Origin of the sequence: Nonomuraea sp. NPDC005650, from assembly GCF_040605375.1 — a bacterium.
Classification (GTDB): Bacteria; Actinomycetota; Actinomycetes; order Streptosporangiales; family Streptosporangiaceae; genus Nonomuraea.
On record NZ_JBEXCR010000059.1, the window covers coordinates 1 to 25,240 of the forward strand.

At 71.2% G+C, this 25,240-nt stretch carries 24 protein-coding genes; 11 read left to right on the forward strand and 13 right to left on the reverse strand.

Going from position 1 to position 25,240, the window contains the following annotated elements; translation table 11 throughout:
• Nucleotides 1-89 precede the first annotated feature (89 nt).
• Nucleotides 90-1,664 carry an ATP-binding cassette domain-containing protein gene (locus ABZS69_RS58300; RefSeq protein WP_355390745.1) on the reverse strand — a complete coding sequence of 525 codons (1,575 nt, stop codon included), beginning with the start codon at nt 1,662-1,664 and terminating at the stop codon, nt 90-92.
• 77 nt (nt 1,665-1,741) lie between these two features.
• On the opposite strand from ABZS69_RS58300, the gene ABZS69_RS58305 reads away from it, so the two are divergent.
• A complete protein-coding gene (locus tag ABZS69_RS58305) occupies nt 1,742-2,392 on the forward strand; it encodes a TetR/AcrR family transcriptional regulator C-terminal domain-containing protein (RefSeq protein ID WP_355390748.1) in 651 nt (216 codons plus the stop codon).
• 25 nt (nt 2,393-2,417) lie between these two features.
• On the opposite strand, the gene ABZS69_RS58310 is transcribed toward ABZS69_RS58305, so the two are convergent.
• The 3 genes from ABZS69_RS58310 to ABZS69_RS58320 form a co-directional block, all read right to left on the reverse strand.
• The gene (locus tag ABZS69_RS58310; protein WP_355390751.1) at nt 2,418-3,812 is read right to left on the reverse strand and encodes an MFS transporter; all 1,395 of its coding nucleotides are present in this window, start codon (nt 3,810-3,812) and stop codon (nt 2,418-2,420) included.
• A gap of 212 nt (nt 3,813-4,024) precedes the next feature.
• The gene (locus tag ABZS69_RS58315; protein WP_355390754.1) at nt 4,025-4,621 is read right to left on the reverse strand and encodes a hypothetical protein; all 597 of its coding nucleotides are present in this window, start codon (nt 4,619-4,621) and stop codon (nt 4,025-4,027) included.
• A 69-nt stretch (nt 4,622-4,690) separates the two neighbouring features.
• Nucleotides 4,691-5,392, reverse strand: coding sequence for a DUF2470 domain-containing protein (locus ABZS69_RS58320; protein ID WP_355390757.1), 702 nt, complete (start codon nt 5,390-5,392; stop codon nt 4,691-4,693).
• A 68-nt stretch (nt 5,393-5,460) separates the two neighbouring features.
• Here ABZS69_RS58320 and rpsD point away from each other — a divergent pair, with 68 nt between their 5' ends.
• Together rpsD and ABZS69_RS58330 are read left to right on the forward strand one after the other, a co-directional pair.
• Nucleotides 5,461-6,075, forward strand: a complete 615-nt coding sequence (rpsD, locus tag ABZS69_RS58325) for a 30S ribosomal protein S4 (protein WP_355390939.1) — start codon at nt 5,461-5,463, stop codon at nt 6,073-6,075.
• Nucleotides 6,076-6,077: 2 nt separating this feature from the next.
• On the forward strand, nt 6,078-7,289 hold the full coding sequence (locus tag ABZS69_RS58330) for a low temperature requirement protein A (RefSeq protein ID WP_355390760.1): 1,212 nt from the start codon (nt 6,078-6,080) through the stop codon (nt 7,287-7,289).
• Here the strand turns inward: ABZS69_RS58330 and ABZS69_RS58335 are convergent.
• Entirely contained in the window at nt 7,272-8,051 is a 780-nt protein-coding gene (locus tag ABZS69_RS58335; protein ID WP_355390763.1) for an ion transporter, read from the reverse strand. The genes ABZS69_RS58330 and ABZS69_RS58335 overlap by 18 nt on opposite strands.
• A gap of 119 nt (nt 8,052-8,170) precedes the next feature.
• Here ABZS69_RS58335 and ABZS69_RS58340 point away from each other — a divergent pair, with 119 nt between their 5' ends.
• On the forward strand, nt 8,171-8,482 hold the full coding sequence (locus tag ABZS69_RS58340; RefSeq protein WP_355390766.1) for a DUF4190 domain-containing protein: 312 nt from the start codon (nt 8,171-8,173) through the stop codon (nt 8,480-8,482).
• Here ABZS69_RS58340 and ABZS69_RS58345 read toward each other — a convergent pair.
• Nucleotides 8,420-9,100 carry a TetR/AcrR family transcriptional regulator gene (locus tag ABZS69_RS58345; protein WP_355390769.1) on the reverse strand — a complete coding sequence of 227 codons (681 nt, stop codon included), beginning with the start codon at nt 9,098-9,100 and terminating at the stop codon, nt 8,420-8,422. The two genes, ABZS69_RS58340 and ABZS69_RS58345, sit on opposite strands and share 63 nt — an antisense overlap.
• A 66-nt stretch (nt 9,101-9,166) precedes the next feature.
• On the opposite strand from ABZS69_RS58345, the gene ABZS69_RS58350 reads away from it, so the two are divergent.
• Together ABZS69_RS58350 and ABZS69_RS58355 are read left to right on the forward strand one after the other, a co-directional pair.
• On the forward strand, nt 9,167-9,907 hold the full coding sequence (locus ABZS69_RS58350; RefSeq protein WP_355390772.1) for an ATP-binding cassette domain-containing protein: 741 nt from the start codon (nt 9,167-9,169) through the stop codon (nt 9,905-9,907).
• Complete coding sequence (locus ABZS69_RS58355; RefSeq protein WP_355390775.1) at nt 9,907-10,632, forward strand: ABC transporter permease; 726 nt, start codon at nt 9,907-9,909, stop codon at nt 10,630-10,632. Before ABZS69_RS58350 ends, ABZS69_RS58355 begins: the two co-directional genes overlap by 1 nt.
• A gap of 10 nt (nt 10,633-10,642) precedes the next feature.
• Here the strand turns inward: ABZS69_RS58355 and ABZS69_RS58360 are convergent, their stop codons facing one another.
• Complete coding sequence (locus tag ABZS69_RS58360) at nt 10,643-12,001, reverse strand: S8 family serine peptidase (protein WP_355390778.1); 1,359 nt, start codon at nt 11,999-12,001, stop codon at nt 10,643-10,645.
• Nucleotides 12,002-12,184: 183 nt separating this feature from the next.
• Here ABZS69_RS58360 and ABZS69_RS58365 point away from each other — a divergent pair, with 183 nt between their 5' ends.
• Nucleotides 12,185-14,221 (forward strand): spermidine synthase, encoded by a 2,037-nt coding sequence (locus tag ABZS69_RS58365; protein ID WP_355390781.1) that lies wholly within the window; start codon nt 12,185-12,187, stop codon nt 14,219-14,221.
• A gap of 141 nt (nt 14,222-14,362) precedes the next feature.
• Here the strand turns inward: ABZS69_RS58365 and ABZS69_RS58370 are convergent, their stop codons facing one another.
• Entirely contained in the window at nt 14,363-15,910 is a 1,548-nt protein-coding gene (locus tag ABZS69_RS58370) for an LCP family protein (protein WP_355390784.1), read from the reverse strand.
• Between the two features lie 174 nt (nt 15,911-16,084).
• Entirely contained in the window at nt 16,085-17,392 is a 1,308-nt protein-coding gene (locus ABZS69_RS58375; protein ID WP_355390787.1) for a neutral zinc metallopeptidase, read from the reverse strand.
• Nucleotides 17,393-17,660: 268 nt separating this feature from the next.
• On the opposite strand from ABZS69_RS58375, the gene ABZS69_RS58380 reads away from it, so the two are divergent.
• Nucleotides 17,661-18,530 carry a LysR family transcriptional regulator gene (locus tag ABZS69_RS58380; protein WP_355390791.1) on the forward strand — a complete coding sequence of 290 codons (870 nt, stop codon included), beginning with the start codon at nt 17,661-17,663 and terminating at the stop codon, nt 18,528-18,530.
• A 33-nt stretch (nt 18,531-18,563) separates the two neighbouring features.
• Here ABZS69_RS58380 and ABZS69_RS58385 read toward each other — a convergent pair whose 3' ends face one another.
• A complete protein-coding gene (locus tag ABZS69_RS58385; protein WP_355390794.1) occupies nt 18,564-19,910 on the reverse strand; it encodes an ATP-binding protein in 1,347 nt (448 codons plus the stop codon).
• Nucleotides 19,903-20,577, reverse strand: coding sequence for a response regulator transcription factor (locus ABZS69_RS58390; RefSeq protein ID WP_355390797.1), 675 nt, complete (start codon nt 20,575-20,577; stop codon nt 19,903-19,905). Before ABZS69_RS58390 ends, ABZS69_RS58385 begins: the two co-directional genes overlap by 8 nt.
• A gap of 127 nt (nt 20,578-20,704) precedes the next feature.
• Here ABZS69_RS58390 and ABZS69_RS58395 point away from each other — a divergent pair, with 127 nt between their 5' ends.
• From ABZS69_RS58395 to ABZS69_RS58405, 3 genes are read left to right on the forward strand one after another with little or no spacing between them, the layout of a single operon-like run.
• Nucleotides 20,705-21,868, forward strand: coding sequence for a DUF2092 domain-containing protein (locus tag ABZS69_RS58395; RefSeq protein ID WP_355390800.1), 1,164 nt, complete (start codon nt 20,705-20,707; stop codon nt 21,866-21,868).
• Complete coding sequence (locus tag ABZS69_RS58400) at nt 21,865-22,851, forward strand: ABC transporter ATP-binding protein (RefSeq protein WP_355390803.1); 987 nt, start codon at nt 21,865-21,867, stop codon at nt 22,849-22,851. The genes ABZS69_RS58395 and ABZS69_RS58400 overlap by 4 nt, the downstream gene beginning before the upstream one ends.
• Entirely contained in the window at nt 22,838-23,827 is a 990-nt protein-coding gene (locus tag ABZS69_RS58405) for an ABC transporter permease (protein ID WP_355390806.1), read from the forward strand. The genes ABZS69_RS58400 and ABZS69_RS58405 overlap by 14 nt, the downstream gene beginning before the upstream one ends.
• Before the next feature lie 53 nt (nt 23,828-23,880).
• Here ABZS69_RS58405 and ABZS69_RS58410 read toward each other — a convergent pair whose 3' ends face one another.
• Nucleotides 23,881-24,612 carry a YcnI family protein gene (locus ABZS69_RS58410; protein WP_355390808.1) on the reverse strand — a complete coding sequence of 244 codons (732 nt, stop codon included), beginning with the start codon at nt 24,610-24,612 and terminating at the stop codon, nt 23,881-23,883.
• A 47-nt stretch (nt 24,613-24,659) separates the two neighbouring features.
• Nucleotides 24,660-25,229 carry an MFS transporter gene (locus ABZS69_RS58415; RefSeq protein ID WP_355390810.1) on the reverse strand — a complete coding sequence of 190 codons (570 nt, stop codon included), beginning with the start codon at nt 25,227-25,229 and terminating at the stop codon, nt 24,660-24,662.
• Nucleotides 25,230-25,240 lie beyond the last annotated feature (11 nt).

Here is a 25,240-nt window from a genome sequence, read left to right on the forward strand (position 1 = left end):
GGAGTGACAGACCTCTTCTACAGCGGCTCCGCTGCTTTGTTCACTGTTCTTGACGAACAGCCCTCTCCCTTAACTGAACGGCGTTGCCCCTAGAGGTCCCAGCGGGGGACGTCGCTCTCCCGTACGAGCCCGTCCGCGCCGAACACCAGATAACGGTCGAGGTCGGCGGCGAACCAGCGGTCGTGCGTGACCGCCAGCACCGTCCCCTCGAACCCCGCGAGCCCCTGCTGGAGCGCCTCCGCGCTGGCCAGGTCCAGGTTGTCGGTCGGCTCGTCGAGCAGCAGCAGCGTCGCGCCCGACAGCTCCAGCAGCAGGATCTGCAGCCGCGCCTGCTGCCCGCCCGACAACGTCTCGAACGGCTGCCCGCCCGCCGGCGCCAGCTCGTAGCGGGCCAGCGCCGCCATCGCCTCGTTGCGGGTCATCGCGTGCTCCCGCATCACCACGTCGGCCGCGGCGCGCCCGCGCAGGTCGGGCCGCGCGTGGGTCTGCGTGAAATACCCGGCTGACACCCTGGCGCCCAGGCGGGCCACGCCGGTGTGCGCGATCGGCTCTCCGGCCAGCAGGCGCAGGAAGTGGGACTTGCCGGTGCCGTTCAGGCCCAGCACGCCGACCCGCTCGCCGTAGCGGACCTCGGTGGAGAACGGCCGCAGCAGCCCGCTGAGTTCGAGGTCCTCGCAGATCACCGCCCGCTTCCCGGTGCGTCCGCCGCGCAGCCGCATCCGGACGTTCTGCTCCTTCGGGGCACGCTGCGGGGGTCCTGCCCGCTCGAAGCGCTCCAGCCTCGTGACCGCCGACTGGTACGCCCCCGCCAGCGCGTCGTTGTTCGCCGAGCGCTGACGCAGCGTGTGGACCAGCCTGCGCAGTCTGGCCCGTTCGTCCTCCCAGCGCCTGCGCAGCTCTTCGAGACGCTCCTTGCGCCGCCTGCGGGCCTCGGCGTACGTCGCGAACCCGCCGCCGTGCACCCACACCCCGCGCCCCTCCACGGTGATGATCCGGTCCGCGGCCTCGGCCAGCAGCTGCCGGTCGTGCGAGACGAGCAGCACCGTCTTGGCCGAGCCCCTGATCGCCCGCTCCAGCCACTGCTTGGCCCGCACGTCGAGGTAGTTGTCCGGCTCGTCCAGCAGCAGCACCTCGTCCGGGCCGCGCAGCAGCGCCTCCAGCATGAGCCGCTTCTGCTCCCCGCCGGACAACGTGTCCAGCCCTCTGCCCCGCACCCGCTCGTACGGCAGCCCCAGGGCCTCGGTGGCGCACACGTCCCACACCACCTCCAGCTCGTAGCCGCCCGCGTCGGCGTAGTCGGCGATGGCCTGGGCGTAGGCGAGCTGGGCTGGCTCGTCGTCGCTGCGGGTGATCGCCGCCTCGGCCGCGTCCAGGGCGGTGGCGGCGTCGCGGACGCGCCGCGGGGCGACGTTGAGCAGCAGGTCGTGCACGGTGCCATCGCCGAGGAACTGCCGCATCACCCCGATCCCGCCGCCGCTCGCGACGCGGCCGTCCGACGGGGCCAGCTCGCCCGCGATCAGCCGCAGCAGTGTGGTCTTGCCCGCGCCGTTCGGCCCCACGAGCGCCGCCTTGGCGCCCGCGCCCACCTTGAACGAGGTCTCCAGCAGCAGCGGCCGCCCGTCCGGCAGCAGGTACGTCAGCCCGCTCACCTCGATGTGCCCCATGACGGCCACCCCCACTCGATCGTCGTTCGACTAACTAGACCATCGATCTAGTCACTCGAACAACGTATTATCCCCGGGTGGACACCGTGTGGTCGCGCCCCAGGAAGGCGCCGAGGCAGACGCTGACGCTCGACCGGATCGTGGCCGAGGCGGTGGCGCTGCTCGACGAGGAAGGCGTGGGCCGCCTGACCATGCGCCACCTGGCCGAGCGGCTCGACACCGGCTCCACCACGCTCTACTGGCACGTCAAGAACAAGGACGACGTCCTCGACCTGGCCCTGGACGCGGTCTTCGGGGAGGTGCGCCTGCCGGCGGGCGGCTCCGGGTGGCAGGAGTCGGTGCGCGAGCTCATCGGCGGCTGGCGCGCGGCCCTGCTGCGCCACCCGTGGTCGGCCACGATCCTCGACCGCCCGCTCATGGGCCCGAACGCGCTGGAGCGCACCGAGTTCCTCTACGCGACGCTGGCCGCCGCCGGTTTCGCCGCCCCCAAGCCCGCCGCCTACAGCCTGTCCAACTACGTCATGGGCTCAGTCGTCATGCAGGTGACCTGGCAGGACCGCGACGGGGACGGCACCGGCGAGTTCCTCAAGGAGCGCGCCGACCGCTATCCGGCCCTGGCCGAGCACGGTCTCGACCATGCCTGGGACGCCACGTTCGACGAGGGTCTGGGCTACCTCCTGGACGGCATGGAGCAGTCCCTCGGACGCGGAGACGGCCGGCTCGGGTGAGCCGGCCGTTCTCGGGGGTCGATCGTCAGTCCTCGCGGGCCTGTTTCGGGAGCATCAGGCCGACCGCGAACGTCGTGGCGATCATCCCGGCCGCCACCCACAGCGTGATCGCGACGCTCCCGGTGCCGAAGTAGAGGGTGCCCAGCACGGCCAGGCCCAGCGCCCCGCCCACCTGCTGGAGCGCGGTCAGCGTGCCGGAGGCGGAGCCGGTCTCGCGGGGTTCGACGGCGGCCATCACGATGCTGAAGTACGGGCTCATGATCAGCCCGCTGCCCAGCCCGGCCACCACCAGCGCCGGGGCGAGCTGCCAGGGCGTGACCCCGGGCGAGACGACGGCGATCACCCCGATCACGCCGAGCCCCATGACGATCGCCCCGGCCAGCAGCACCTTGCGGCCGTGGCTCCTGGCGGCCTGCGCGACGCCCATGCCCGCGATCATGCCCAGTGACGAGGGCACGCTGGTCAGCGCCGCCTTGAGCGGGGAGTAGCCGAGGCCGAGCTGGGTGTAGAGGCCGATCACGAGGAAGAACCCGGTGAAGGCGGCGAAGTAGATCGTGCCGGTCGCCATGCCGGAGACGAACGCCCGCTTGCCGAACAGGCTCGGCGCCACCAGCGGGTCGCCGCCACGCCTGGCCCGGCGCCTCTCGTAGGCCGCGAAGACCGCGAACACCGCCGCGGAGCCCGCCATCATCGCGAACGACCACGCCGGCCAGCCGCTCTCGTGCCCCTGGACCAGCGGGAAGACCATGAGAACGGTCCCCGCGGAGGCCAGCACGGCGCCCGTCAGGTCGAGCCGCACGCCCTTGACCGGGCGGGAGGCGGGCAGGAAGCGCAGGGCGGCCAGCGCGGCACCGGCCCCGATCGGCAGGTTGATCAGGAAGATCAGCCGCCAGTCGACCCCGGTCAGCGCGCCCGCCAGGATGGGCCCGCCCACCGCCGACAGCCCCATGACCGGCCCGAACAGCCCCATAGCGACCGCCAGTTCCTTGGGCGGGAACATCTCCTTCATCAGCCCCATGCCCTGCGGGATCATCGCCGCGCCGAACAGCCCCTGCACGACCCGCGCCGCGATGATCGTCTCGGGGGAGGCGGCCACGGCGCACAGCAGCGATCCCACGGTGAACCCGACGACGCCGATGAGGAACATGCGCTTGCGCCCCACGATGTCCCCGAGCCGCCCGCCGGTCAGCAGGCCCGCGGTCATGGCGAGGGTGTAGGCCGCGCCGAGCCACTGGATCAGGGAGGTGCCGCCGCCGAGGTCGGCCCGCATCGTTGGGCCCGCGACGTTGGTGACGGTCGCGTCGAGCAGCTCCATCACCGAACCGGCGAGGACCACCGCGAGCGCGGGCCAGCGCCACTTGTAGGGCGCGGGCTCGGGTGCGGCCGGTGTCTGCGCCGGGCGGGTGTCGAGCACGGTCATTGCGGCCTCCTGAATCGGAACGGCTTGTTCTGTTCCAGATTAGCAGAACGGAACGCTTCATTCCACAAGAAGGCCGAGATTCTTCGCGACGATCAGGGGCAAAGGGGCGCCGTTACGGTGACCGGCCCGTGAGCCTTCACGAGCGGCCATGGCGGGCGGCAATGGGCGTCGGCGTGTGCGGCCCGCCGTGCGCAGTCGTAAAAGGTGGGGGTTTAAGGGGTTCTGTGGTGTCTGGGGTGGCGCGTCTGACCGGGCGGCGTGTGAGTGCGGGCGGGGGTCGTCGCGGTGGTGGGAGACGGCGTGACGGACGGGCGGGTCGGCTGCGCCGCCGGAGTGATCGTTACCCGCGCCGGCGTGGGCGTGCGGGAGACGGCGGGCCCGGCGGGCACCGCCGGGGTGGGCCGCGCGGCGTGCGCAGGCAGGGACGTCGGCCGGGATGTCGGCAGGGACGTCGGGCGCGCGGGGAGCGCCTGCTTCGGGGTCGGGCGGCGCGCGGCCGAGAAGGAATGCGTCGGGTGCGCGCGCGTCGGGCGCGCGGAGGGGCTGAGCGTGGTGGGCGCCGTATGGGGGTGGGACTCGGTGGCGACCGGGATGGAGCCGTCGCGGGGGCCGGGGCCGGTGCGGTGCCAGTCGATCGCGTCCAGCCGCTTGCCGCCGGACGTCCCGCCGATCAGGATCCCCGCCGTGGCCAGCATGAGCGTGCCGAGCAGCGCGCCGGTGACCATGAGCGCCCGGCCCCGCCGCCCGATCCCGTCGGGGAAATCATCGGCGAACGGGGTGGGTGCCGGTGATCGCTCCGTGCCAGTCACGCCTCAAATGCTAGAGAGGCGGCGCCGATGCCAGGGTCGATCCGGACAAATCGGAGTCAATTGTGATCATCAACAGGTGCAGAGCAGCCCGCGCAGCGCCGTCTCCAGGCACAGGTCGGACCGGGCCGGGGTCGGCCACGGGAAGCGGATCAGCGACTCGTCCACCCGTACGGTCGCCCCGAACCGGTCCAGCTCCCACAGCCACACCTCGCCGGCCTCCTCGCCGAGCTGGCGGGACACGCCCGCGGTGAGCTGCGCCCGGTGCGAGGCGTTGACGTGCGCGAGCACCCGCTCGGCCGTCTCCGCCAGCGGGTCCGGCGCCGCGCCCAGGTAGTCGTCGGCGTCCAGCAGCCCCGACTCCTGCCCGGTCAGGTACACGACCTGCCCCACGTCCAGCCGCAGCAGCCGGGGTGCGGCCGGCTCCCCGAACCGCTCCAGCGCGTCGAACAGGCTCTCGTCGGCGCTGTGGGCGGCCACCGCGACCGCCGCGCCGCGGGCCTCGCCCTCCGGCACGGCCTCCACCCACCCCTGCACCTCCAGCAGCCCGCGCGGATGGGTGACGTCGCCCAGTTGCCGCATCGCCGTCAGGTTCACCGCCACGACGGCGTCCTCGCGCAGGCGGTGCAGGGACTCGCCGGGCAGCACCAGGAGCACGGGCCGGCCGCGCTCGTCCACGCCTCCCCGGGCCGGGGAGGGGGCGCCGTCGACGGACAGCTTGGCGACGCTCGCGGTCGTGGCGAGGGTGCGGACCCGCTCGGGGATCGGCAGCATGGGCCCTCCGTTCCAATGATAGGTTAGGCTTCCCTAAGTAAGGATTACCTAATCACATTGAGGTGAACGTGCGCTACACCGGCCCCAAGGTGCGACTGTCCCGACGCGCGGGCGTCCCGCTGACCAGGAAAGCCGTCCGCTACTTCGAACAGCGCCCCTACCCGCCGGGTGAGCACGGCCGCAAGACCAACCGCCGAAGCACCGGCGACTACGGGCTGCGGCTGATGGAGAAGCAGAAGCTGCGCTGGTACTACGACGTGTCCGAGCGGCAGCTGCGCCGTTACTGGGACCTCGCCGTCCGCAAGCCGGGCGCCTCCGGCGCCGAGCTGGTCACGCTGCTGGAGATCCGCCTGGCCTCGCTCGTGCTGCGCGCGGGGCTGGCGCCGTCCATCTACGCGGCCCGGCAGTACGTCAACCACGGCCACATCGCTGTGGACGGCCGCAAGGTGGACATCCCCAGCTACCTGGTCAAGCCCGGACAGGTGGTCACGGTGCGGGAGCGGTCCCGCAGGATGCAGCCGTTCGTGGCCGCGGCCGAAGGCGTGTACGCCGACGAGCGCATCGCGCCCTACCTCTCCGTGGACCACGCCAATCTGACGTTCACGCTGACGAACCGCCCCGAACGCGAGCAGATCGTGGTGCCCGTGGATGAGCAACTCGTCGTGGAGTTCTATTCTCGTTAGCCGTGAGTGAACCGGGAGAGCGTCACGCCAGTTGGTTAGAGCTGTTCTTCGATCTGGTGGTCGTCGTGGCGGTGGCGCAGCTGGCCCACCGCCTGGCGCACCCGACGTGGGCGAACGTCGCGTTGTTCGCGGTGCTCTACTACGCGGTGTGGAGCGTGTGGACGACGCTGACGCTCTACTCCAACGCCGAGGCCGAGCGCACCCGCACGCGCGGCATGCTGATCGGCATGTTCGGCATCGCCGTGATGGCCGCGGCCGCGCCCGACGTGGCCCACGTGCTGGAGGCGACCGGCGACACGCATGACGGCTGGTTCATCGCCGCCTACATCACCTGCAGGGTCGGCGCCTCGCAGACCCTGCAGCGCGCCGGCACGATCCTGACGGCGTGGCCGGCGGCCCAGCTCGGCGCGGGCCTGATCCCGTGGTTCGCCTCCATCGGGGTCCAGGGCCCGGGGCGCTACGCGCTGTGGGGGCTGGGCGCCGTACTCGACATGATCTTCTCCGTGCTCCAGAGCCGCAGGCCGGAGCGCCTGATCAGCGAGATGCGGCGGCAGGCCCAGCGGGCGGAGGAGCGCGATCGCCGCAGGCACGACGGGCTCGTGTCGCGCCCGGCGGCGGCGGTCAAGATCGCCGTGCTCGACCCGGCCCACCTCGGCGAGCGGCTCGGCCTGTTCGTGATCATCGTGCTCGGCGAGGCCGTCATGCAGGTCGTGATGGCCTCCTCCGGGCACTCCTGGGACCTGCCGCTCGGGCTGGCGGCGGTGGCCGGGTTCGGGCTGATCGTCTCGCTGTGGTGGCTGACCCTGCAGTACGGCGTGAGCGCGGTGCCGGGGGCGGCCGAGCGGGGGCTGCGCGCGTACGTGGCGCTGCCCGCGCACTTCGCGATGACCGCGGGCATCACCGCGACGGCGGCCGGGCTGGGCGCGGTCGCCGCGGACCCCGCCGTGCACCCGCACGGCGGGGTCGGCTGGGTGATGGGCGCCGGTCTGGCCGTCTACTTCGCCGCCTCCACCGTGCTCGGCGTGGCGGCGGGCGCCGAGCGGCGGTGGATCTGGGGATGGGCGCTGCCGTCCGTGCTCGCGCCGCTGGCGGTGGGCGCGGTGTCCGGCCTCGTCGAGGGATGGGCCGTGGTCGCGCTGCTGCTGGGGGTCACCCTGTGGCGGGTGGCCTACCGGCCGCGCGGGGGCCGGGCCGGCTCAGTCCAGCCGGCGTAGCTCGGCGACCTCTTTGCGCAGCGCGGCCAGCTCGTCGAGGATCAGCTGGGTGTGCTCGCTGGTGTCCTCCAGCACGGCGCGCTCCTCGGCGTTCTCCTCGTCCATGGCATTGACGACCACGGCCATGAAGAGGTTCAGAACCACGAACGTGCACACCAGGATGAAGATGGTGAAGAAGATCCAGGCCGACGGATGGCGGGTCATCACTTCCTTGGCGATGTTGCCCCAGTCGTCCCCGGTCATCGTCTGGTAGAGGGTGAACAGCGAGGTCGGCAGGCTGCCGAAGCGCTCGGGGGCGGTGCCCCCGTAGAGCTTGGTGGCCATGACGGCGGCCACGTAGAGCACCAGGCCGAGCAGCACCACGATCGAGCTCATCCCGGGCATCGCGCGCAGCAGCGCCGAGACGACGCGGCGCAGGCTCGGCACGACCGACAGCAGTCGCAGCGCACGCAGGATGCGCAGCGATCGCAGCACGGACAGGCCGCCCGTGGCGGGCAGGAAGGCGATGGCGACGATCACGGCGTCGAAGACGTTCCACGGGTCGCGGACGAACCTCGCACGCTCGACGTAGATCTTGGCGATCAGCTCGACGGCGAAGACGTACAGCGCGATGTGGTCGACGACGGTGAGCAGGTGGCCGAAGCGCGAGACGACGGCGGGGAAGGTCTCGAGACCCAGCGTGGCCGCGTTGAGCAGGATGACGCCGACGATGAACCGCTGGAAGCTTTCGCGGGCGAGGAAGGCGGCTGTGCGTTCACGCACGGGGGCAGGCTCCTAATGGGCGTGGTCATGTGCCCCACCATGATGGCGCAACGCGATCAAGAGGGTGTCTGTGGTATAAAACGCACCTGACCGACGAATGGTGAGGTTGCCGAGCGACCATGTCCTATCCGAACTACGGTCCCTCCTACTACGGGCCGCCGCCCCAGACCCACCCCCAGGGCACCGCCATCCTCGTGCTGGGCATCCTGAGCCTGGTGGTCTGCACGATCCTCGGCCCCTTCGCCTGGTCCATGGGCAACAGGGCGCTGCGCGAGATCGACGAGAGCGGCTACTACTTCGAGAACCGCGGCATGGTGCAGGCCGGGCGCATCTGCGGCATCGTCAGCTCGGTCCTGATGATGATCACTCTAGGCTTCGTCGTCCTGATGTTCGGGCTCATGGTGATCACCGGCTCCCTTGCCGGCCAGTAGGTCGCCGATGCCCGACTCCAGCAGGTCGAACGCCTTGTCGGCCTGAGCCCTGAGGTCGGGCTCGATGCTCTCCCACTGCTCGCCCGCCAGCTGCCTGCGCACCGAAGAGTGGGTGAGGATCCTCGTCGTGTTGAGGATGTGGGTGGCGACCAGGCGGGGCGTGAGGTCGTCGGCGTCGGCCTCGAGCTCGTCGGCCAGCGCCCGCGTCAGCGCGTCCTCGCGCTTCTCGTGCATCTCACGCAGCTTGGCCACCAGTGAGGGCGCTTCGCCGACGATCCGGGCGAACACATCGGAGCCCTGGCTGAGCCCGTAGCGCCAGTGGCGCGTGTCGAGCGCGTCGAAGAAGTCGCGGCGGAACGCCCCCACCAGGCTCTCCCCGGGCTCGCGCTCGCGCAGCACTTGCGGCGCCAGGTCGATCGCCACGTCCTGCCGGTCGGCGAACAGGTCCTCCTTGGTGCCGAAGTAGTTGAACACCGTGTTGACCGACACGTCGGCGACCCGCGCGATCTCGGCCACGGTCACGTTGTCGAACCCCTTGGCCATGAACAGCCCCATCGCCATGTCCGCGATGCGCTGCCTGGTCTCGCGCTTCTTCCGCTCCCGCAGCCCCTCTTCCATGCCTTCATCGTACCAAGCTTGCAGTGACTCCAAAATTGTGGCTACTCTAATTTTGGAGGCGATGAAATGATCACTACTTCAGGTCTGAGCAAGACCTTCGACGGCGGCGTGGAAGCCGTCAAAGGCGTCGACCTGTCGGTCGGGCCCGGCGAGATCGTCGGGTTCCTCGGTCCGAACGGCGCCGGCAAGACCACGACCATGCGCATGCTGACCACGCTGCTGCGCCCCACGTCCGGCACCGCCACGGTGGCCGGGCACGACCTGCTCGGCGACCCGAAGGAGGTGCGCAGGCGCATCGGCTACGTATCCCAGACCGGCGGCGTGCCGCCCACGTCGCCGCTGGAGGGCGAGCTCGCCCTCCAAGGCCTGCTGTACGGCCTGAGCAGGGCGCAGGCGGAGGCCAGGACGCGGGAGGCCCTGGAGCGGCTCGAACTCACGGGACTGGAGTCGAAGCCGGGCGCGGCGCTGTCCGGCGGGCAGCGCCGCCGCTTCGACATCGCGTTCGCGCTGCTGCACGACCCGGTCCTGCTCTTCCTGGACGAGCCCACGACGGGCCTCGACCCGCAGAGCCGGGCCAACCTGTGGGACCACATCCGCTCGCTGCGCCTGGAGAAGGGCATGACGGTCTTCCTCACCACCCACTACCTGGACGAGGCCGACGCGCTCTGCGACCGGATAGTGATCATCGACCACGGCCGGATCGTGGCCCAGGGCGCCCCGGCCGAGCTCAAGACCGGCGGGCGCACGCTCGACGAGGTGTTCCTCGACATCACCGGCAGGTCGCTGCGCGAGGAGGCGGGCGTCTGATGCTGCGCGACACCTGGGTGCTGTTCCGTCACGGCGTGCGCGTCACGCTGCGGCAGAAGGTCGGCATCATCTTCGGGGCGATCCAGCCGCTGCTCTTCCTGGTGCTGTTCGGGCCCATCTTCACCACGTTCGGCACGTGGGAGACGCTCGTTCCCGGCCTCATCATCCAGCTCGGGCTCACGAGCATGGGGCTCGCCGGGTTCGGGGTGGTGTTCGAGAAGCGCTCCGGCGTGCTGGAGCGCATGCGCGTCACCCCGGCCAGCCGGCTGGCGCTGCTGCTCGGGCGCGTGCTCAACAACGCGCTCACCATGACGATCCAGACGGTGCTGCTCCTCGCGGTCGCCTTCGCCCTCGGGCTGCGGGCTCCCGCCCTGGGGCTGGCGGCCGGGTTCGTGCTGGTGATCGTGCTCGGGACCAGCCTGGCCGCGCTGTCGTACGCCATCGCGCTGACGATGAACGAGCACCTGTTCGCGCCCGTGATGTCCACGGCGGTGATCCCGCTGGTCCTGCTGTCGGGCTCCTTCCTGCCGATGTCGATGGCGCCGGGCTGGCTCGACGCCATCTCGCACATCAGCCCGTTCAGGTACGCGCTGGAGGCGCTGCGCGACCTGTTCGCGGGGCACTACCTGACCGGCACCGTGGGCCTGGGGGTGGCGGTGACCGTGGTGTTCGCCGCGGTCAGCCTCACGATCGGGACCAGGGTCTTCAACCGGGAGAACGCCTGATCGGGCGGGGTCAGGCCGCGTTCCTGAGGCGCCGCTGCAGCGCGGCGATGATCCCCGCAGGGTCCACGTTCCCGTAGCCGTAGTCGTAGTCGAAGCCCACCTCGCTGCGGTCTTCGGCCGTGCGCCGCAGCAGCGCCCGCAACTGGGTGGGCGACAGCCTGGTCGACGGCCACCGGGTGCGGACGGCGGCGACGAGCCCGGCGGCCACCGGCGTCGCCGCCGAGGTGCCCGAGTCGGGCTCGCCGTCGCCGAACGCCTTCGACCCGGAGAAGTGGGTGTAGGCGCAGAAGTCGGGCTTGCGGGCGGTCAGCCGACCGGGCCCCTGCGAGGAGTAGCCCACCCGCTCCCCGTTGATGTCGACGCCGCCGATGGACAGGACCTTCGGATGGGAGTTGGCGCCGACGATGGGCCGGTTGGGGTAGACGCACCGGCCGTCGGGGCACTGCCGGCCGCAGTTGCCCGCCGCGAACAGCACGTCCGCGCCCGCCCGGTCGAGCTCGGCCACCATCAGGTTGAACGGGTGGGCGGCGTTGTCGGAGTAGTTGCCCGGATGGCCGACGGGGAAGTCCCACTCGGGGGAGAAGGAGCCCCACGAGTTGCTCACCACCAGCGCCCTGGTCTCGGCGGGCTGGGCGGCGAGCACGTTGCGCAGGTGCGCGAACGCCGACACCGCGTCCGACAGCAGCCCGTCCAGCGCCGAGCCCCCGGGGCGGGTGGACAGCAGGACCGGGATGTCGATCAGCGACGCCTGGGGAGCGGCGATGAGCGTGTCGAACGCGCACATCGTCCCGTGGTCGACCTCGAACTCGCCCGCCTTGCCCGACACGCCCTGCGGGCTCCACGACCGCTCGGCGTCCAGCGTGACGCCCCTGCCGAGCTGCCTGGCGGTGTGGGCCGCGTTGATCCCGGTGTCGAGCACGGCCAGCGCCACCCCGCTGCCGTCGAGGCCCTCGGCGCTCAGCCCCGGCACGTTCAGCAGCCGCTCCACGTCGTGCCAGGTGCCGACCGGCGGGTCACCGCCGCACGTCTGCGTGGTCTCGATCACCGGGTCGGCGAAGACGCCGACCACGTCGGGCCGCAGCGCGGGCAGCAGCGTGACCCTGGCGGCCAGCTCGTCGTCCGAGATCGTGCCGCGCACCAGCACGGAGGCGTCCTCGGCGGCCAGCGAGAAGCCGAGCGGCTGGTTGAGCGAGAGAGGGTCGCCCCCGGCCGCCGGGATGGGCCGCGCGACGGCCACGGGGACGTACGCGGAGTCGAGCTCGACCCCGGGCAGCCCGTCGGCCACGTCGGCCGTGGTGGCGATCTGACCCGGGTCGGCGACGGCCGCGACCAGATCGGGGGAGGGGCGGAGTTGGATCAGAACCCGCATGTGTCACCGCCGAATATCGTAGGGGGAAGGAACTCCCCAAGATTCCTCCATCCACCGCCCCGGCGTCCAGCGCCTTTCAGCGGTTTGACCTGCGCAAATACCGTAATTAGTGCGAACCGGATGACATTTCTTGCGGGGCGTCAGGCTTCCTTGTTCCGCGTCTCTTCACTACGGTGTCGAATCATGACGCTCCAGGCGCAGAAGCCGGTCGACGACGGAGAAAGAGCTCACTGGCTGGCGGTGCGGCCGAGGCTCGTCCTCGCCAGCGCCTTCATGCTGTTCCTTGAGCTGGCGCTGATCCGGTGGACCGGATCCAACATCGTCCACCTCAGCTATTTCACCAACTTCGTCCTGCTCGGCTCGTTCCTGGGCATCGGCCTCGGCTTCCTGCGCGTGGGGCGGTCGCGGCGGCAGCCGTACTACTCGCCCGTCGTGCTCGCCATCCTGGTCGCCGTCGTCCTGACGTTCCCGGTGACCGTCGACAGGAACACCGAGGGCGTCCTGTACTGGACCAGCCTGTCCACCAGCGGCCCGCCCGCGTGGCTGATCCTGCCGGTGATCTTCGGCGCCGCCGCGCTGGTGCTCATGGGCCCCGCCGAGCTCGTCGGGCGCTGCTTTCCCGAGCTGCCCCGGCTGGAGGCGTACCGCTACGACCTGATCGGCAGCCTCAGCGGGATCGCCGCCTTCACGGCGCTGTCGTTCCTGAGCGCGCCGCCGGTGTTCTGGGGGCTGATCGCGGCCATCTGCTACGGGCTGCTGCTCATGCCCCGGCCGCGCTCGCTCTACCTCGGCCTGGTGACCGTGCCCTCGCTGGCCGTGGTGGGGCTGCTGCTGGCCGAGACGCTGACCGCCGGGGCCATCTGGTCGCCGTACTACAAGGTCACCACGCGGCAGCTCACGCAGCTCGGCGTGCTCGTCACCGACATCGCCGTGAACGGCATCCCGCACCAGCAGGCCGTGCCCGCCGCCGCCCGGCTGCAGTGGGAGGCCCAGTACGGCCTGCCGTACGAGCGGACCTCCAAGCCGCCCAAGGACGTGCTCATCGTCGGCGCGGGCAGCGGCACCGACGTGGCCATCGCGCTGTCCAAGGGCGCGAACCGGGTGGACGCCGTGGAGATCGACCCCAAGCTGCGCGAGCTGGGCGGCTCGGTCCACCCCGACAAGCCGTACGACGACCCGCGCGTCACGACCCACGTCACCGACGGGCGCGCCTTCCTCGAGCGCACGGGCGACAAGTACGACCTGATCCTCTTCGCCCTGCCCGACTCGCTCACCCTCGTGTCCGGGGCGAGTTCGCTGCGCCTGGAGAGCTACCTGTTCACCGAGGAGGCCATGCAGGCCGCCCGCGCCCACCTCAAGCCGGGCGGCACCTTCTCGATGTACAACTACTACCGGGAGAGCTGGCTGGTCGACCGCCTCGCCTCCACCATGCAGCGCGCCTTCGGCCACAAGCCGTGCGTCGACATCGTCAGCACCGCCGGCCAGCAGGCCGTGATCACGGCGGGCGTGACGGCCGACGCGCAGCGCTGCGCCTCCGAGTGGCCCGGCGCCGCCGCCGGCACCCCGCAGCCCGCCAACGACGACCGGCCGTTCCTCTACCTCAAGGACGCCACGATCCCGCCGATCTACATCATCACGCTCGGCCTGATCCTCATCGTCAGCCTCTTCGCCGTCCGGGTCGTCGCCGGGCCCTACCAGCGGATGCGGCCGTACGCGGACCTGTTCCTGCTGGGCGTGGCGTTCATGCTGCTGGAGACGAAGAGCGTGACCGGGTTCGCGCTGCTGTTCGGCACCACATGGGTGGTCAACGCGATCGTCTTCGCCGGCGTCCTGGTCGCGGTCCTCGCCGCCGTCGAGATCACCCGCCACTTCCGCACCCCGCCGCTGCCCGTCATGTACGGCGTGCTGCTGGCGGGCCTGCTGCTGGCCTGGCTGGTGCCGAACGCGTGGCTCCTGTCCCTCCCGTTGCCCCTGCGCGCGGTGGCGGCGGTGACGGTGGCGTTCCTGCCGATCTTCGCCGCCAACGTCGTCTTCGCCAAGCGCTTCGCCGAGACGGCCGACGCGACGACCTCGTTCGGGGCGAACCTGCTGGGGGCGATGGTGGGCGGGTGCCTGGAGTACGCGGCGCTGGTGATCGGCTACAAGGGGCTGCTGATCGTGGCGGCGGTGCTCTACCTCGGGGCCATGGTGCTGCTGCCGCGAAAGTCGGTCGCGGCCTGACGCCACGCCTCTTCCTGAGGCTCGCCGCGCGCCCTGCGCCCACGCACCCGGCCCGACCGCGCCGGCGGAGCGGGATGCGCTGCTGCGGGCCCCACGCGGCGCTGTGGCCCGCTGGTGGGCGGGGCGCCGCCCCTCACCGGGTTAGAGGCCGCAGAGCTCGTCGAGGGACTTGGCGCCGCTCTTCTGGGTGTTCCTGGTCGGCGTCTGCGTAGGTGTGGCGGGGCGCGTGCGGGTCGGCGAGGCCGTGGACGTGATGCTCGGCGACGCGCTCACGTTGGCCGTCTGGGCCTGGCGGGCGGGCCGGTTGGAGTCGGCGATCGCCTTCCTGGAGGCCAGGCGGATCTTGGCCCAGTCGGGCCGCCCCGAGTAGAACTCCGGCGGCACGAACTGCAGGCTCGTGATCCGGGCGTCCTTGACCTTGACGGCCAGCTCCACCAGCGGCTGCACCAGGTGCTGCGGGATGTTGGTCTGGGCCAGCCGCCTGGCCGCCCCGGCGATCCTGGTGAAGTTGGCGAGGATCTTGGTGGGGGTGGCCTGCTGGGCGAAGGCGCCGATGACGCAGCGCTGGCGGGCCATGCGGGAGAAGTCGTCGCTGTCGACGCGGGAGCGGCCGTACCAGAGGGCCTGCTCGCCGCTCAGCTTCCGGTAGCCCGCCTTGATGGTGCCCGCCGTGCCGAAGTGGCCGCCCCACTTGACGTCCTGCTCGACCCGGATCTTGAGCCCGCCGATGGCGTCGACGAGGTCCGCGAAGCCGTACATGTTCATCAGCATGTAGTAGTCGATCTTGAGGTTCAGGGTGTAGCCGATGGCGTCCATCAGCGCCCGGGGGCCCTTGTTCTTGCCGCCCATGAGCTGCGGGTTGTCGTTGGCGTACTGCCAGACCTCGTTGAGCAGGCCACCGTTGGGGAGCTCGGCCATGTAGCCGTTCGGGAACTGCTTGTGCAGCGGCGAGGTCGGCGGGAAGCGCACGTGCTGCAGGTTGCGCGGCAGGCTGAACAGGACGGTGTTGCCCGTCTTGAGGTCGATGCTGGCCACGTTCATGCTGTCGGTGCGCACGCCGGTGCGGTTGCCGGCCGCGTCGCCGCCGATCAGCAGGAAGTTCATGCGGTCCTTGCCGCCCCACGGGTCCTCGCCCTCCTTGACCGGGGCGTCGGTGACGTCGGGGTCGGACACCGAGGGGAAGATCTGCTGGATGGTGTCCCGGAAGGTCAGCACATAGTTGGCCGTCAGCGCGAACGGCGACATCACCGCCACGCACAGCACCCCGACGAGGATGCCCGTCAGCACCTGGCCCTGCTGGTTGAGGCGGTTGGGCCCGAGCGCGACGTACGAGGTCACCAGCACCGCGAACCACGCCAGCGCGAGGGCCGAGGCCACGACGACCACGGTGACCTGCACCTCTCCGGAGGCGAACACGGTGAGGTCCTCGGTGTTCCGGGTCAGCCCGTAGGCCAGGGCCGCCAGGATCAGCACCGCGTACACGCTGAGGAGGATCAGCCCGGTACGGCGACGCCCGGCGCGCAGATGTGCGGCGCCGGGCGCGATGGCGGACAGGGCGGTCCATCCGAGTACTGAGCCGGTCGTCAGGGGCTTGGCGAAGCGAGGGGACGAGGAGCCAGGACGCGGACGGCGAAGGGGTCGCCGTTTCTTGCCTCCCGGCACGGTTTCTGCCCCATCGCGATTGCTCACACCCGGCTCCTTACACGCCTACCAGGCAAAACTGCCGTTGCCCCCCGATGGGCACAAGATTGCCAGGATTCTAGTCCCCATATCTGGACATCAGAGACATGTGCCCAACCTGAGATGAACACCTCGTGCACGATGGGCCGCGTTTTAAGGGTTTTTGGTAGTTCGTAAAATGTGTCAGGAGACCGTCGAGGACGGCGCCATCCAGGTGTTGCACTGGAACGTCTTGTCCCGCTCCCAGCCCTGCCGGAACCAGCGGTTGTTGTTCGCGGGCGTGCCGTGGTCGCGCGGATACCCCGGATAGTCGCCCACCTGCCCGTAGAACGCGTACAGGCGGCTGCGCATGGACATGTTCACCGGGTACGACGACGCCACCGACCGCATCCACATGCCGCCGAAGCAGGTCGCCTGCAGCTCCAGCCGCCTGCTGAGCGCCAGCTTGCCGCTCTGGTTGGAGGAGTCGAGGGTGGCGCTCCACCAGGAGTCCATCAGGCCCGTGATGTTCTGGACGTGGTGGCCGTACTCGTGGGCCATCATGCTGATGATGCCGCCGTGCCAGTTGATGATCTGGCCGTAGCCGCGGGCGTTGCCGTTGCCCCGGGCCATGGCCGAGGTGGAGGCGTAGATCGTGTTGTTGCGCGGGCAGTAGTACGGCACCATGCTCCCCGCCGACGGGTAGTCGCCACACGCGCCCCGGCCCCGCTTGGCCGCGATGGCGTAGTTGGGCGCGCTGAACTGGATGCCCTGCTTCTGCAGGATCGGCCCCCATGCCCGGTCCATGCACTTGCCGGTCTTCAGGATCAGCGCCTTGAGCTGGCTGTGGTTGAAGATGTTGGCGTTTCCGGCGGAGCAGCTCAGCCTGGGCAGCGTGCCCGCCCGATACATGGTGTTGCTCTTCAGGCTCGTGTTCAGCGTCACCCTGGGCTGCTGCGTCGGGGTCGTCTCCGGCTCCTCGGTCTCCTCCTGGGTGGGCTGCTGGGTGGGCGAGTCGGACTCCGTCGGCGTCGGCCGCGTGCGGGTCGGGAACGGGTCGCTGGTGGCGCGCTCCGAGGGCTCGTACGTCGGGATCGCGACCGGCGTCGTCGTCTCCGACCTCGACGCGCTCTTGAGCAGCGCCGAGCCGATGACGAGCAGCACGAACAGCGCCGCGATCCCCCCGAGCACGCCGCCGATCACCCCGAAGACGCCCATCCCCGACTTCCTGCGCTGCGGCGGCCCCCACTGCGCCGGAGGCAAAGGCGGTGGAGGCGGCGGAGGCGGCGGCTGGTGGTACTGCTGCTGCCCGTAGGGTGGCGGCGGTGGCGGATACTGCGGGCCGCCCTGCGGGTACTGCTGCTGCGGGTACGACGGCCCCGGAGGGCGCGGCGGCGCCTGCTGGTACGGATTGCCCGACGGGGGCGGCGGCGGGGGCGGCGGCGGGGGTGGCGGCGGCGGGTACGACTGCCCGCCCTGCGGCTGGCGGTAGTTCGGCGGCGGCCATGGCAACGAGGGCGGCCTCTGTGGCTGCCCTGGCCTCTGTGGCGGGGGTGGATATTGCCCGTTCCCTGTCACCGTGTCTCCCCGTTCACCCGGTTGTCTGGAATCGATGGCTTTGTGCCGCGACTTGCCGGACCCTTGTCAAATTTGGGGCAAAAGCATACTCATTTCTCACCCGTCACGGATGTAGCAGTGATCGGTTACGGTCCGAAATCATTCGAGGTGATCTCGGTTATCTCCCGGTCCGCGCGGCGGGCGTTGCCCTAGCTTCTTTGGCATGAATCTCCAGCAGCTCCGCTATGTGGTCGCGACTGCGGAGCACCGCACCATGACCGACGCGGCAAGATCGCTTTACATCGCGCAGCCTGCGCTGTCCCGCGCGATCCGCGATCTGGAGCGGGAGCTCGGTATGACGCTCTTCGCTCGTTCAGGCCGTGGCGTGGTCGTCACCGCGCAGGGCCGCCGCGTGGTCAAGCTGGCGAGGGAGGCACTCGACGCCGTTCACGAGATCGAGAGCCTGGCCAACCACGGTGGCGTCACGGAAGCGGAGCTCCGCATCGCGTCCACGCCCAGCCTCGAACCCGGCCTGGCCGGGCGGCTGCTCCCGGCTTACTCGGCCGAGCATCCGGGAGTCCGCGTGCACATCGTCCGCTGCGACGGCAGAGACGCCGTCGTCAGCGCCATCAGAGATCAGCGGGCCGACCTCGGGCTCACCGATCTTCCCGTCCCCACGGACCTGATCACCCATCCGCTCGAGCGCCAGGAGATCGTGCTGATCTCCCCGCCCGGGCTCGACCTGCCCAATCCGGTGCCGATGGGCAAGCTGCACGGCATGCGCCTGGCGCTGCCCGCCCGCGGCAGCATGCGGCGCAGGGAGCTGGACGCGATGTTCGGCAAGTACGCGGTCACCCCCGTGGTCGTGCTCGAAACCGACGAGCGCAACGGCTGGCTCAACGCGGTGCGCGCCGGCCAGGCGTCGTTGCTCTGGTACCGCGGCCTGGCGGAACAGGCCAGCCGCGCCGGCCTGGTCGTGCGCTCGCTCGAACCGGCCGTGCGGCGCGTCATCGCCGTCGTGCACGCTCGCCGCCGGCTGCCGCTGATCGCCCAGAACTTCCTGGCCACCGCAGAAAAGGGGACAGCGGCCTGACCCGATTAGGAACGATCCAGAGTCACCGACCCCCTACCGGACCACCGGCAACCGCACCACCGCCCGCAGCCCAGGCGCGGCGTCCTCCAGGACGACCGTGCCGCCGTGCGCACGCACGGTCTCGCGTACGATAGCCAGCCCCAGCCCGGCGCCGCCCTCATCGCGGCTGCGCCCGGAGTCAAGCCTGGTGAAGCGGTTGAAGACGCGCTCGCGATCCTGTTCGGGGATGCCGGGCCCGTCATCGGTCACCGTCAGCACTCCGTCCGCGGTCAAGGCCACCTCGACCTTGGAAGAGGTGTGGCGTACCGCGTTGTCCATCAGGTTCGTCAGCACCCGGCTCAGGTCGAGGGCGTCTCCGCGCACCACGACCGGGTCGCACGCCGTCAGGCGCGCCTCGGCGTACCTGTCGACGGTCTGGCGGACCACCTCGTCCAGCTCGACGGGTTCCCGCCTGGCGGGCACGCCGCCGCGCTCGTCCAGCCTGGCCAGCGCCAGCAGGTCCTCGGCCAGCCTGGACAGCCGCATCGTGTCCTCCAGGACGCCCTCGGCGGTCTCCCGCCAGTCCTGACCCTCCGGATGCCCCATCGCGACCTCCAGCTGCAGCCTGATGCTGGCCAGCGGGCTGCGCAGCTCGTGCGCGGCGTCGGAGACCAGCGCCCGCTGGCGCTGCTCGGCCTCCTCCAGCCTGGCCAGCATGTCGTTGAGCGTGGTGGCCAGCGAGTACACCTCGTCACGCGACTGCGGCACCGGCAGCCGGCGCGACCTGGCCGTGTGCGTGATGTCCGCCGCGCCCCTGCGCAGCGCCGCGATCGGGCGCAGCGTCCGGCCGATCATGAGCCAGCTCGCCACCGCGAGCAGCACGATCAGCGCCGGCGTGCCCACCAGCAGCACCCGTCCGGCCGTGACCAGGCTGGTCTGGATCTCGCTGATGGGCCGGGCCGCGATCACGGTCTGCCCGCGGTCCGCGCTGAGCACGATCACCCGCAGGTACCCGGAGACCGCGTACGGCCGCCCGTCCATGAGCGTGGCCTGCCCGCGCTTGAGCACCTTGGCCCGGGCCTTGGCGTCCAGCAGCGGCACCAGCCGGTCGGTGCCGTACGTGACGTGCGTGATGCGCCCCCCGGCGTCGATGACCTGCACGATCGTGCCGTCGTGTGTGGTGATCGGGCTGGTCAGCGTCCCGGCGTCGGCCGCCACACGCACGGTCTGCGCCGTCTGCCTGGTGGACTCGTCCACCGTGTCCATCAGCGCCCGCTCCAGCACGCTGACCAGCACCGACGCCGACACGGCCAGCGCCAGCGCGAGCACCGCGGCGGCCGCCACCGTGAGCCTGAACCGCAGCCCCTGCCGCCGCCACCAGACGAGCGGGGAGTCAGCCACCGTCGCCCGCCAGCCGGTAGCCCGCGCCGCGCACGGTCTGGAGCGCGTTCCTGCCGAACGGGGCGTCGATCTTGCGGCGCAGGTAGCCGACGTACACCTCGACCACGTTCGGGTCGGTGTCGAAGGTGTCCCAGACGTGCTCCAGGATCTCCGCCTTCGACACGACCTCGTCCCGCCGCCGGATCAGGTATTCCAGCAGCGCGAACTCCCTCGGCGTCAGCTCGATCGAGCTCCCGTCCCGCTCGACCCTGCGCCGGGCCGGGTCGAGCGACAGGTCCCCGGCCACCAGCACCGACGGCCGCCGCCCCGCGTCGCGCCGCAGCAGCGCCCGGAGCCTGGCCACCAGCACCACGTACGAGAACGGCTTGGTCAGGTAGTCGTCGGCGCCCAGGTCGAGCCCGTCGGCCATGTCGTACTCGCCGTCCTTGGCCGACAGCATCAGGATCGGCACCCAGTTCTCCTCCGCGCGCAACTGCTTGCACACGTTGTAGCCCGACAGCCTGGGCAGCATGATGTCGAGCACCACGACGTCGTAGTCACCGTGCCGGGCCGCGTGCAGCCCATCCTCGCCGTCGTGGGCGAGGTCCACGGCGAACCCCTCAGCCTGGAGCCCCCGCTGAAGCGCGGCGGCCATCCGCCGCTCGTCCTCGACGACAAGCACTCTCATGTGGCAATTCTCCTGTCCTCGCCCTGAGACAACGCTGAGAAGACTGAGAGCCGTCTCAGACAGTCTCAGGTCCGCCTAAGCATGCATGACGCAGTCTCTGAACATCGACATACCGTTAAGGAGTGAGATGCGCAGAGGCACGTTCGTGAGGTGGGGAGTGCCGATCGCGGCAGCGGCCGTGATCGGAGCCGCGATCGGCGCCGGCCCCGTCATAGCCGCGGTGAGCGGCGCCCCGGTGCTGCCGGAGCGGTCGGCGCAGCAGTTGCTGGCCGACGCCGCGGCGGCGACCAGCAAGGAAGGCGGCATCGCGCCGATGTCCGGCACGGTGCAGCAGACGGCCTCGCTCGGCCTGCCGGCGCTGCCGCAGACCGGTGAGGCGTCGCCGCTGAGCCTGTTGTCCGGCTCGCACGAGGTGAAGGTCTGGTACGGCGGCGAGGACAAGATGCGGGTGGCCCTGCCGACCCAGCTGAACGAGACCAACCTGATCGTCAACGGCGACACGGCCTGGTACTGGGAGAGCGCCACCAACACGGCCACCAAGCTGACCATCAAGGGGGAGGCCGGGCAGCACAAGGAGGGCCTGCCCACGCCGCAACCGACCGACGTGACGCCGCAGCAGGTGGCCGAGCGGCTGCTGGCCAACGCCGACCAGCACACGGCGGTGCGCGTGATCAACACCGCCGAGGTGGCGGGCCGGCCGGTCTACCAGCTCGTGCTGGCGCCCAAGGACGCGGGCTCGCTCGTCCAGGAGATCCGCATCGCCCTCGACGGCGAGACGTACGTCCCGCTGCAGGTGCAGGTGTTCGCCAAGGGGTCGGCCGAGCCGGCGTTCCAGGTCGGGTTCACGCAGGTGACGTTCACGCCGCCGGCGGCCGAGAACTTCACCTTCACCCCGCCCGCGGGCGCCAAGGTGGAGGAGAAGACCCTCGGGGCCGGCATGGAGCAGGACCTGGCAGCCGACCGCGCCGAGCACGCCAAGGACGTCGCGGGCGACCTGAAGGTCGTGGGCCAGGGCTGGACGACCGTGGCGGTCGTGCCGTTCTCGCCGTCGGACCTGAAGACCGCGACGCCGTCGGAGGGGCGCCAGGGCGGCCCGCGCGGTGACATGACCGGTGACCCCAGTGCGCTGGTCGACAGCGTGCTGAAGTCCGCCACCCCGGTGAGCGGCACGTGGGGCTCGGGCAAGCTGATCAAGACCAAGCTCGTCACCGCCCTGCTGACCGACGACGGCCGCCTCCTGGTCGGCGCGGTCACCCCGGAGGAGATCACCAAGGCGGCGGGCATCAAGTGACCACCGTCACGCAGGAAGCAGGGGCGCCCTTCGGGGCGGCCCTGCCCCCGGGGGTGAACGCGGGGGAGTTCGCGATCGTCACGGAGGGCCTGACCAAGCGCTTCCGCGGCGGCCAGGTCGCCGTGGACACGCTGGACCTGGCCGTGCCGCGCGGCTCGGTGTTCGGCTTCCTGGGGCCGAACGGCTCGGGCAAGACCACCACGATCCGCATGCTGCTCGGCCTGGTCGCGCCGACGTCGGGCGCGTACTCCGTGCTCGACCTGCCCCAGGCCCAGGCCCTGCCCAAGGTGGGGGCGCTGGTCGAAGGACCGGCCTTCTACCCGTACCTGTCGGGCGCGGCCAACCTGATGCGCTTCGACTCCGCGGACCCGACCGCGCCCGGCGCGACCGCCAAGCGGCGCATCGCCGAGGCGCTCGACCGCGTGGGCCTGTCGGCCGCGGCCGGCAAGCGCTTCCGCAACTACTCGCTCGGCATGCGCCAGCGCCTGGCCATCGCCGCCGCCCTGCTGGGGCCGCGCGAGCTGCTCATCCTGGACGAGCCCACCAACGGGCTCGACCCGCAGGGCACGCGCGAGGTCCGCGCGCTGGTCAAGGAGATAGCCGCCGACGGTACGACGGTCTTCGTCTCCTCCCACCTGCTGGCCGAGGTGGAGCAGATGTGCACGCACGCCGCGATCATGCGTACCGGCAAGCTCGTGGCGCAGGGCACGATCGCCTCGCTGAACGGCGGGCTCGTGACGCGCATCCGGGTGGAGACGCCGGACGTGGCCGACGCCGCGCGGGTGCTCGGCACGCTCGGCCTGGCCGACGTGCGGCCCTCGGGCGGTGAGGTCACGGCGGAGCTCGGCGGGCACGCGCCGGAGCGCGTCAACGCCGCGCTGGTGGGGGAGGGCGTGGCCGTCCGCGGGCTGGCCGTGGTGCGGCCGAGCCTTGAGGACGTGTTCGTGGGACTGACAGGGGAGGGCTTCGATGTCGACGGCTGAGACGGCGGGGACCTTGGGGTCCGCCGTCGGGACCACGGGGGCCGGGACCCAGGAGGAGGAGCGCCGCACGCCCGGGCTGGTGCCCGTCGCGGAGTCCATGCGCACCACCGAACGCCACCCGCCGGAGCCGCCCGCCCCCGCTCCGGCCCCCGCGGTGCGAAGCGCGTGGGCGTTCTGGCGGCTGCTCGGCTCGGAGCTGGGCCTGACGTTCCGCAGGCCGCGCAACCTGACGATGCTGGCCGTGCTCGGCGTCGTGCCGATCGTCATCGGCGTGGCGCTGCGGCTCGTCTCCTCCGAGGAGGGGATGGGCGGGATCGTCCAGGACGTGGTGGGCAACAGCCTGATGCTGACGTTCGTGTCGTTCTCGTTCCTCGTCCTGCTGCTGATGCCGGTCGCCGTCAGCGTCGTGGCCGGCGACTCGATCGCGGGCGAGGCCGGGGCGGGGACCCTGCGCTACCTGCTGGCCGCCCCGGCGGGGCGCACCCGGCTGCTGCTGGTCAAGTACGTCAACGCGGTCGTCTTCGCGTACGCGGTCACCGCGGTGGTGGCTCTGACGGCGCTGCTGACGGGCCTGATCCTCTTCCCGGCCGGGCCCGTGACGCTGCTGTCCGGCACCACGATCTCGATGGCCGACGGGCTGCTGCGCATCCTCATCGCCGTCGGGTACGTCGGCGCCGGGATGGCCGCCCTGGCCGCGGTCGCGCTGGCGCTGTCGACGTTCACCGAGGTGTCCATCGGGGCCATCGCGGCCACCATGGTGCTGATCATCGTCTGCCAGGTGCTCCGGGCGATCCCCGAGCTGGGCGCGATCACGCCGTACCTGCTGCCGTCCAAGTTCACGAACTTCGACGCCGTGCTGCGCAGCCCGATCGACTTCGGGCATCTGTGGGACGGGCTGCTGGCGTTCGGGGCGTACATCGCGCTGTTCGGCTCGATCGCCTGGGCCCGCTTCTCCGGCAAGGACATCACGTCCTGACGCCCGGAAGCGCCCCGACCGCGGACGGCCGGGGCGCGGGGGAGGCGGGAGGGTCAGGCGGCGGGGCGGCGGCGCAGGCCGAGCGCGCCGATCACGAGGCCGATGACGCCCACCACGAGACCGGCGCCGCCGAGCAGGCGGGCGGTGCCGTCGGAGGCCGACGTGGCCGCCGCCACCGGCGCCACCGAGGGAGCGGTGGCGGCCGCCGGAGCGGCCGAGGCCGAGGCCGACGCCATGCCGTGCTCGCCGGCCCCGCTCGCGGGGACCAGCTTGAGCGTCGGGGCGGGGTGCTCCGCCTCGGTCCCGTCCGTCTTGGGCGCGTCCGACCAGTCCACGACCTCACCCTTCGAGTACGTCTGCTTCGTCGGGAACACCAGTGAGTCCGTGTCCTTGGGCAACTGCCCCATGGACACCTCGAACTCCTGGAACTCGCCCGGGTTGATCTTGCCGCCGGACCACACGACCTTGGTCACGGCCTCTTCGAGGTCGCCGTACTCGGTCTTGACCGGCTTGGGCAGCTTGCCCTGGGTGACCTTGACCTCCCAGCCCGGCAGGGGCTTGACCGACACGAACGCCAGCGGATGGTCGGTGGGGAAGGCGACCTCGACCTTGACGGTCGAGGCGTCGTCGCGCTCGTTCGGGACGCGGAACGCGACCTTGGTGAACCCGCCCTGCTCGGCGGTGCCCGGCTGGATGGTGACGTGGGCCAGGGCCGGAATGGCGAGCCCGACGGTGAGAGCGGTGGCGGCGGCGAGCACGGTCGCCGCACGGCGTGCGAAGGACATGCGGGAACTCCACTTGGTAATGGGGACGAATAAGGGGTGTCAGCAGGTCAGGCGGGAAGTGGAGGACCACGCCTGGCCACGCAGAGCCGGAACTCCGGCTGGAGCGGGACGACCCTCGCCCGGACGATCGGCGCCCGGGGGCGCGAGAACGGCGGCACGGCGACCGCCGGGAGCAGCATGAGCCGGCGGCCGACCAGGCGCAGCAGCGACCAGAGCGCGACCTCGCCGCGCGCCAGCCACAGGCCCGTGATCAGCGTGGCCGTCACGTGGGTGAGCAGCATCCCGGTGTTGACCGCCAGGCCGCCCTGGCCGTGGCCGTGCGCCCCGGCGCCCAGCGTGAACAGCCCGCGCATGGAGAAGTAGGCGGCCCCGTCGGCCGCGAACAGCTCGTGCAGCGCGAGCTGCGCCCCCACCAGCACGAGGTTGATCGTCGCCGCGGAGCGCTCCCTGCCGCACAGCGCCAGCCCCAGTGCGGACACGCCCGCGAGCCCCAGTCCGGCGACCCACGGCGCGGGCACCGAGCCGCCGCCCAGCACGTGGGCGAAGGCGGCGAGAGCCACGCAGACGGCGGCGAAGGCGGCCGTCCGCGCGAGCCTGAGGGGAAGGTGCGCACGCATGGGTGTGCCCC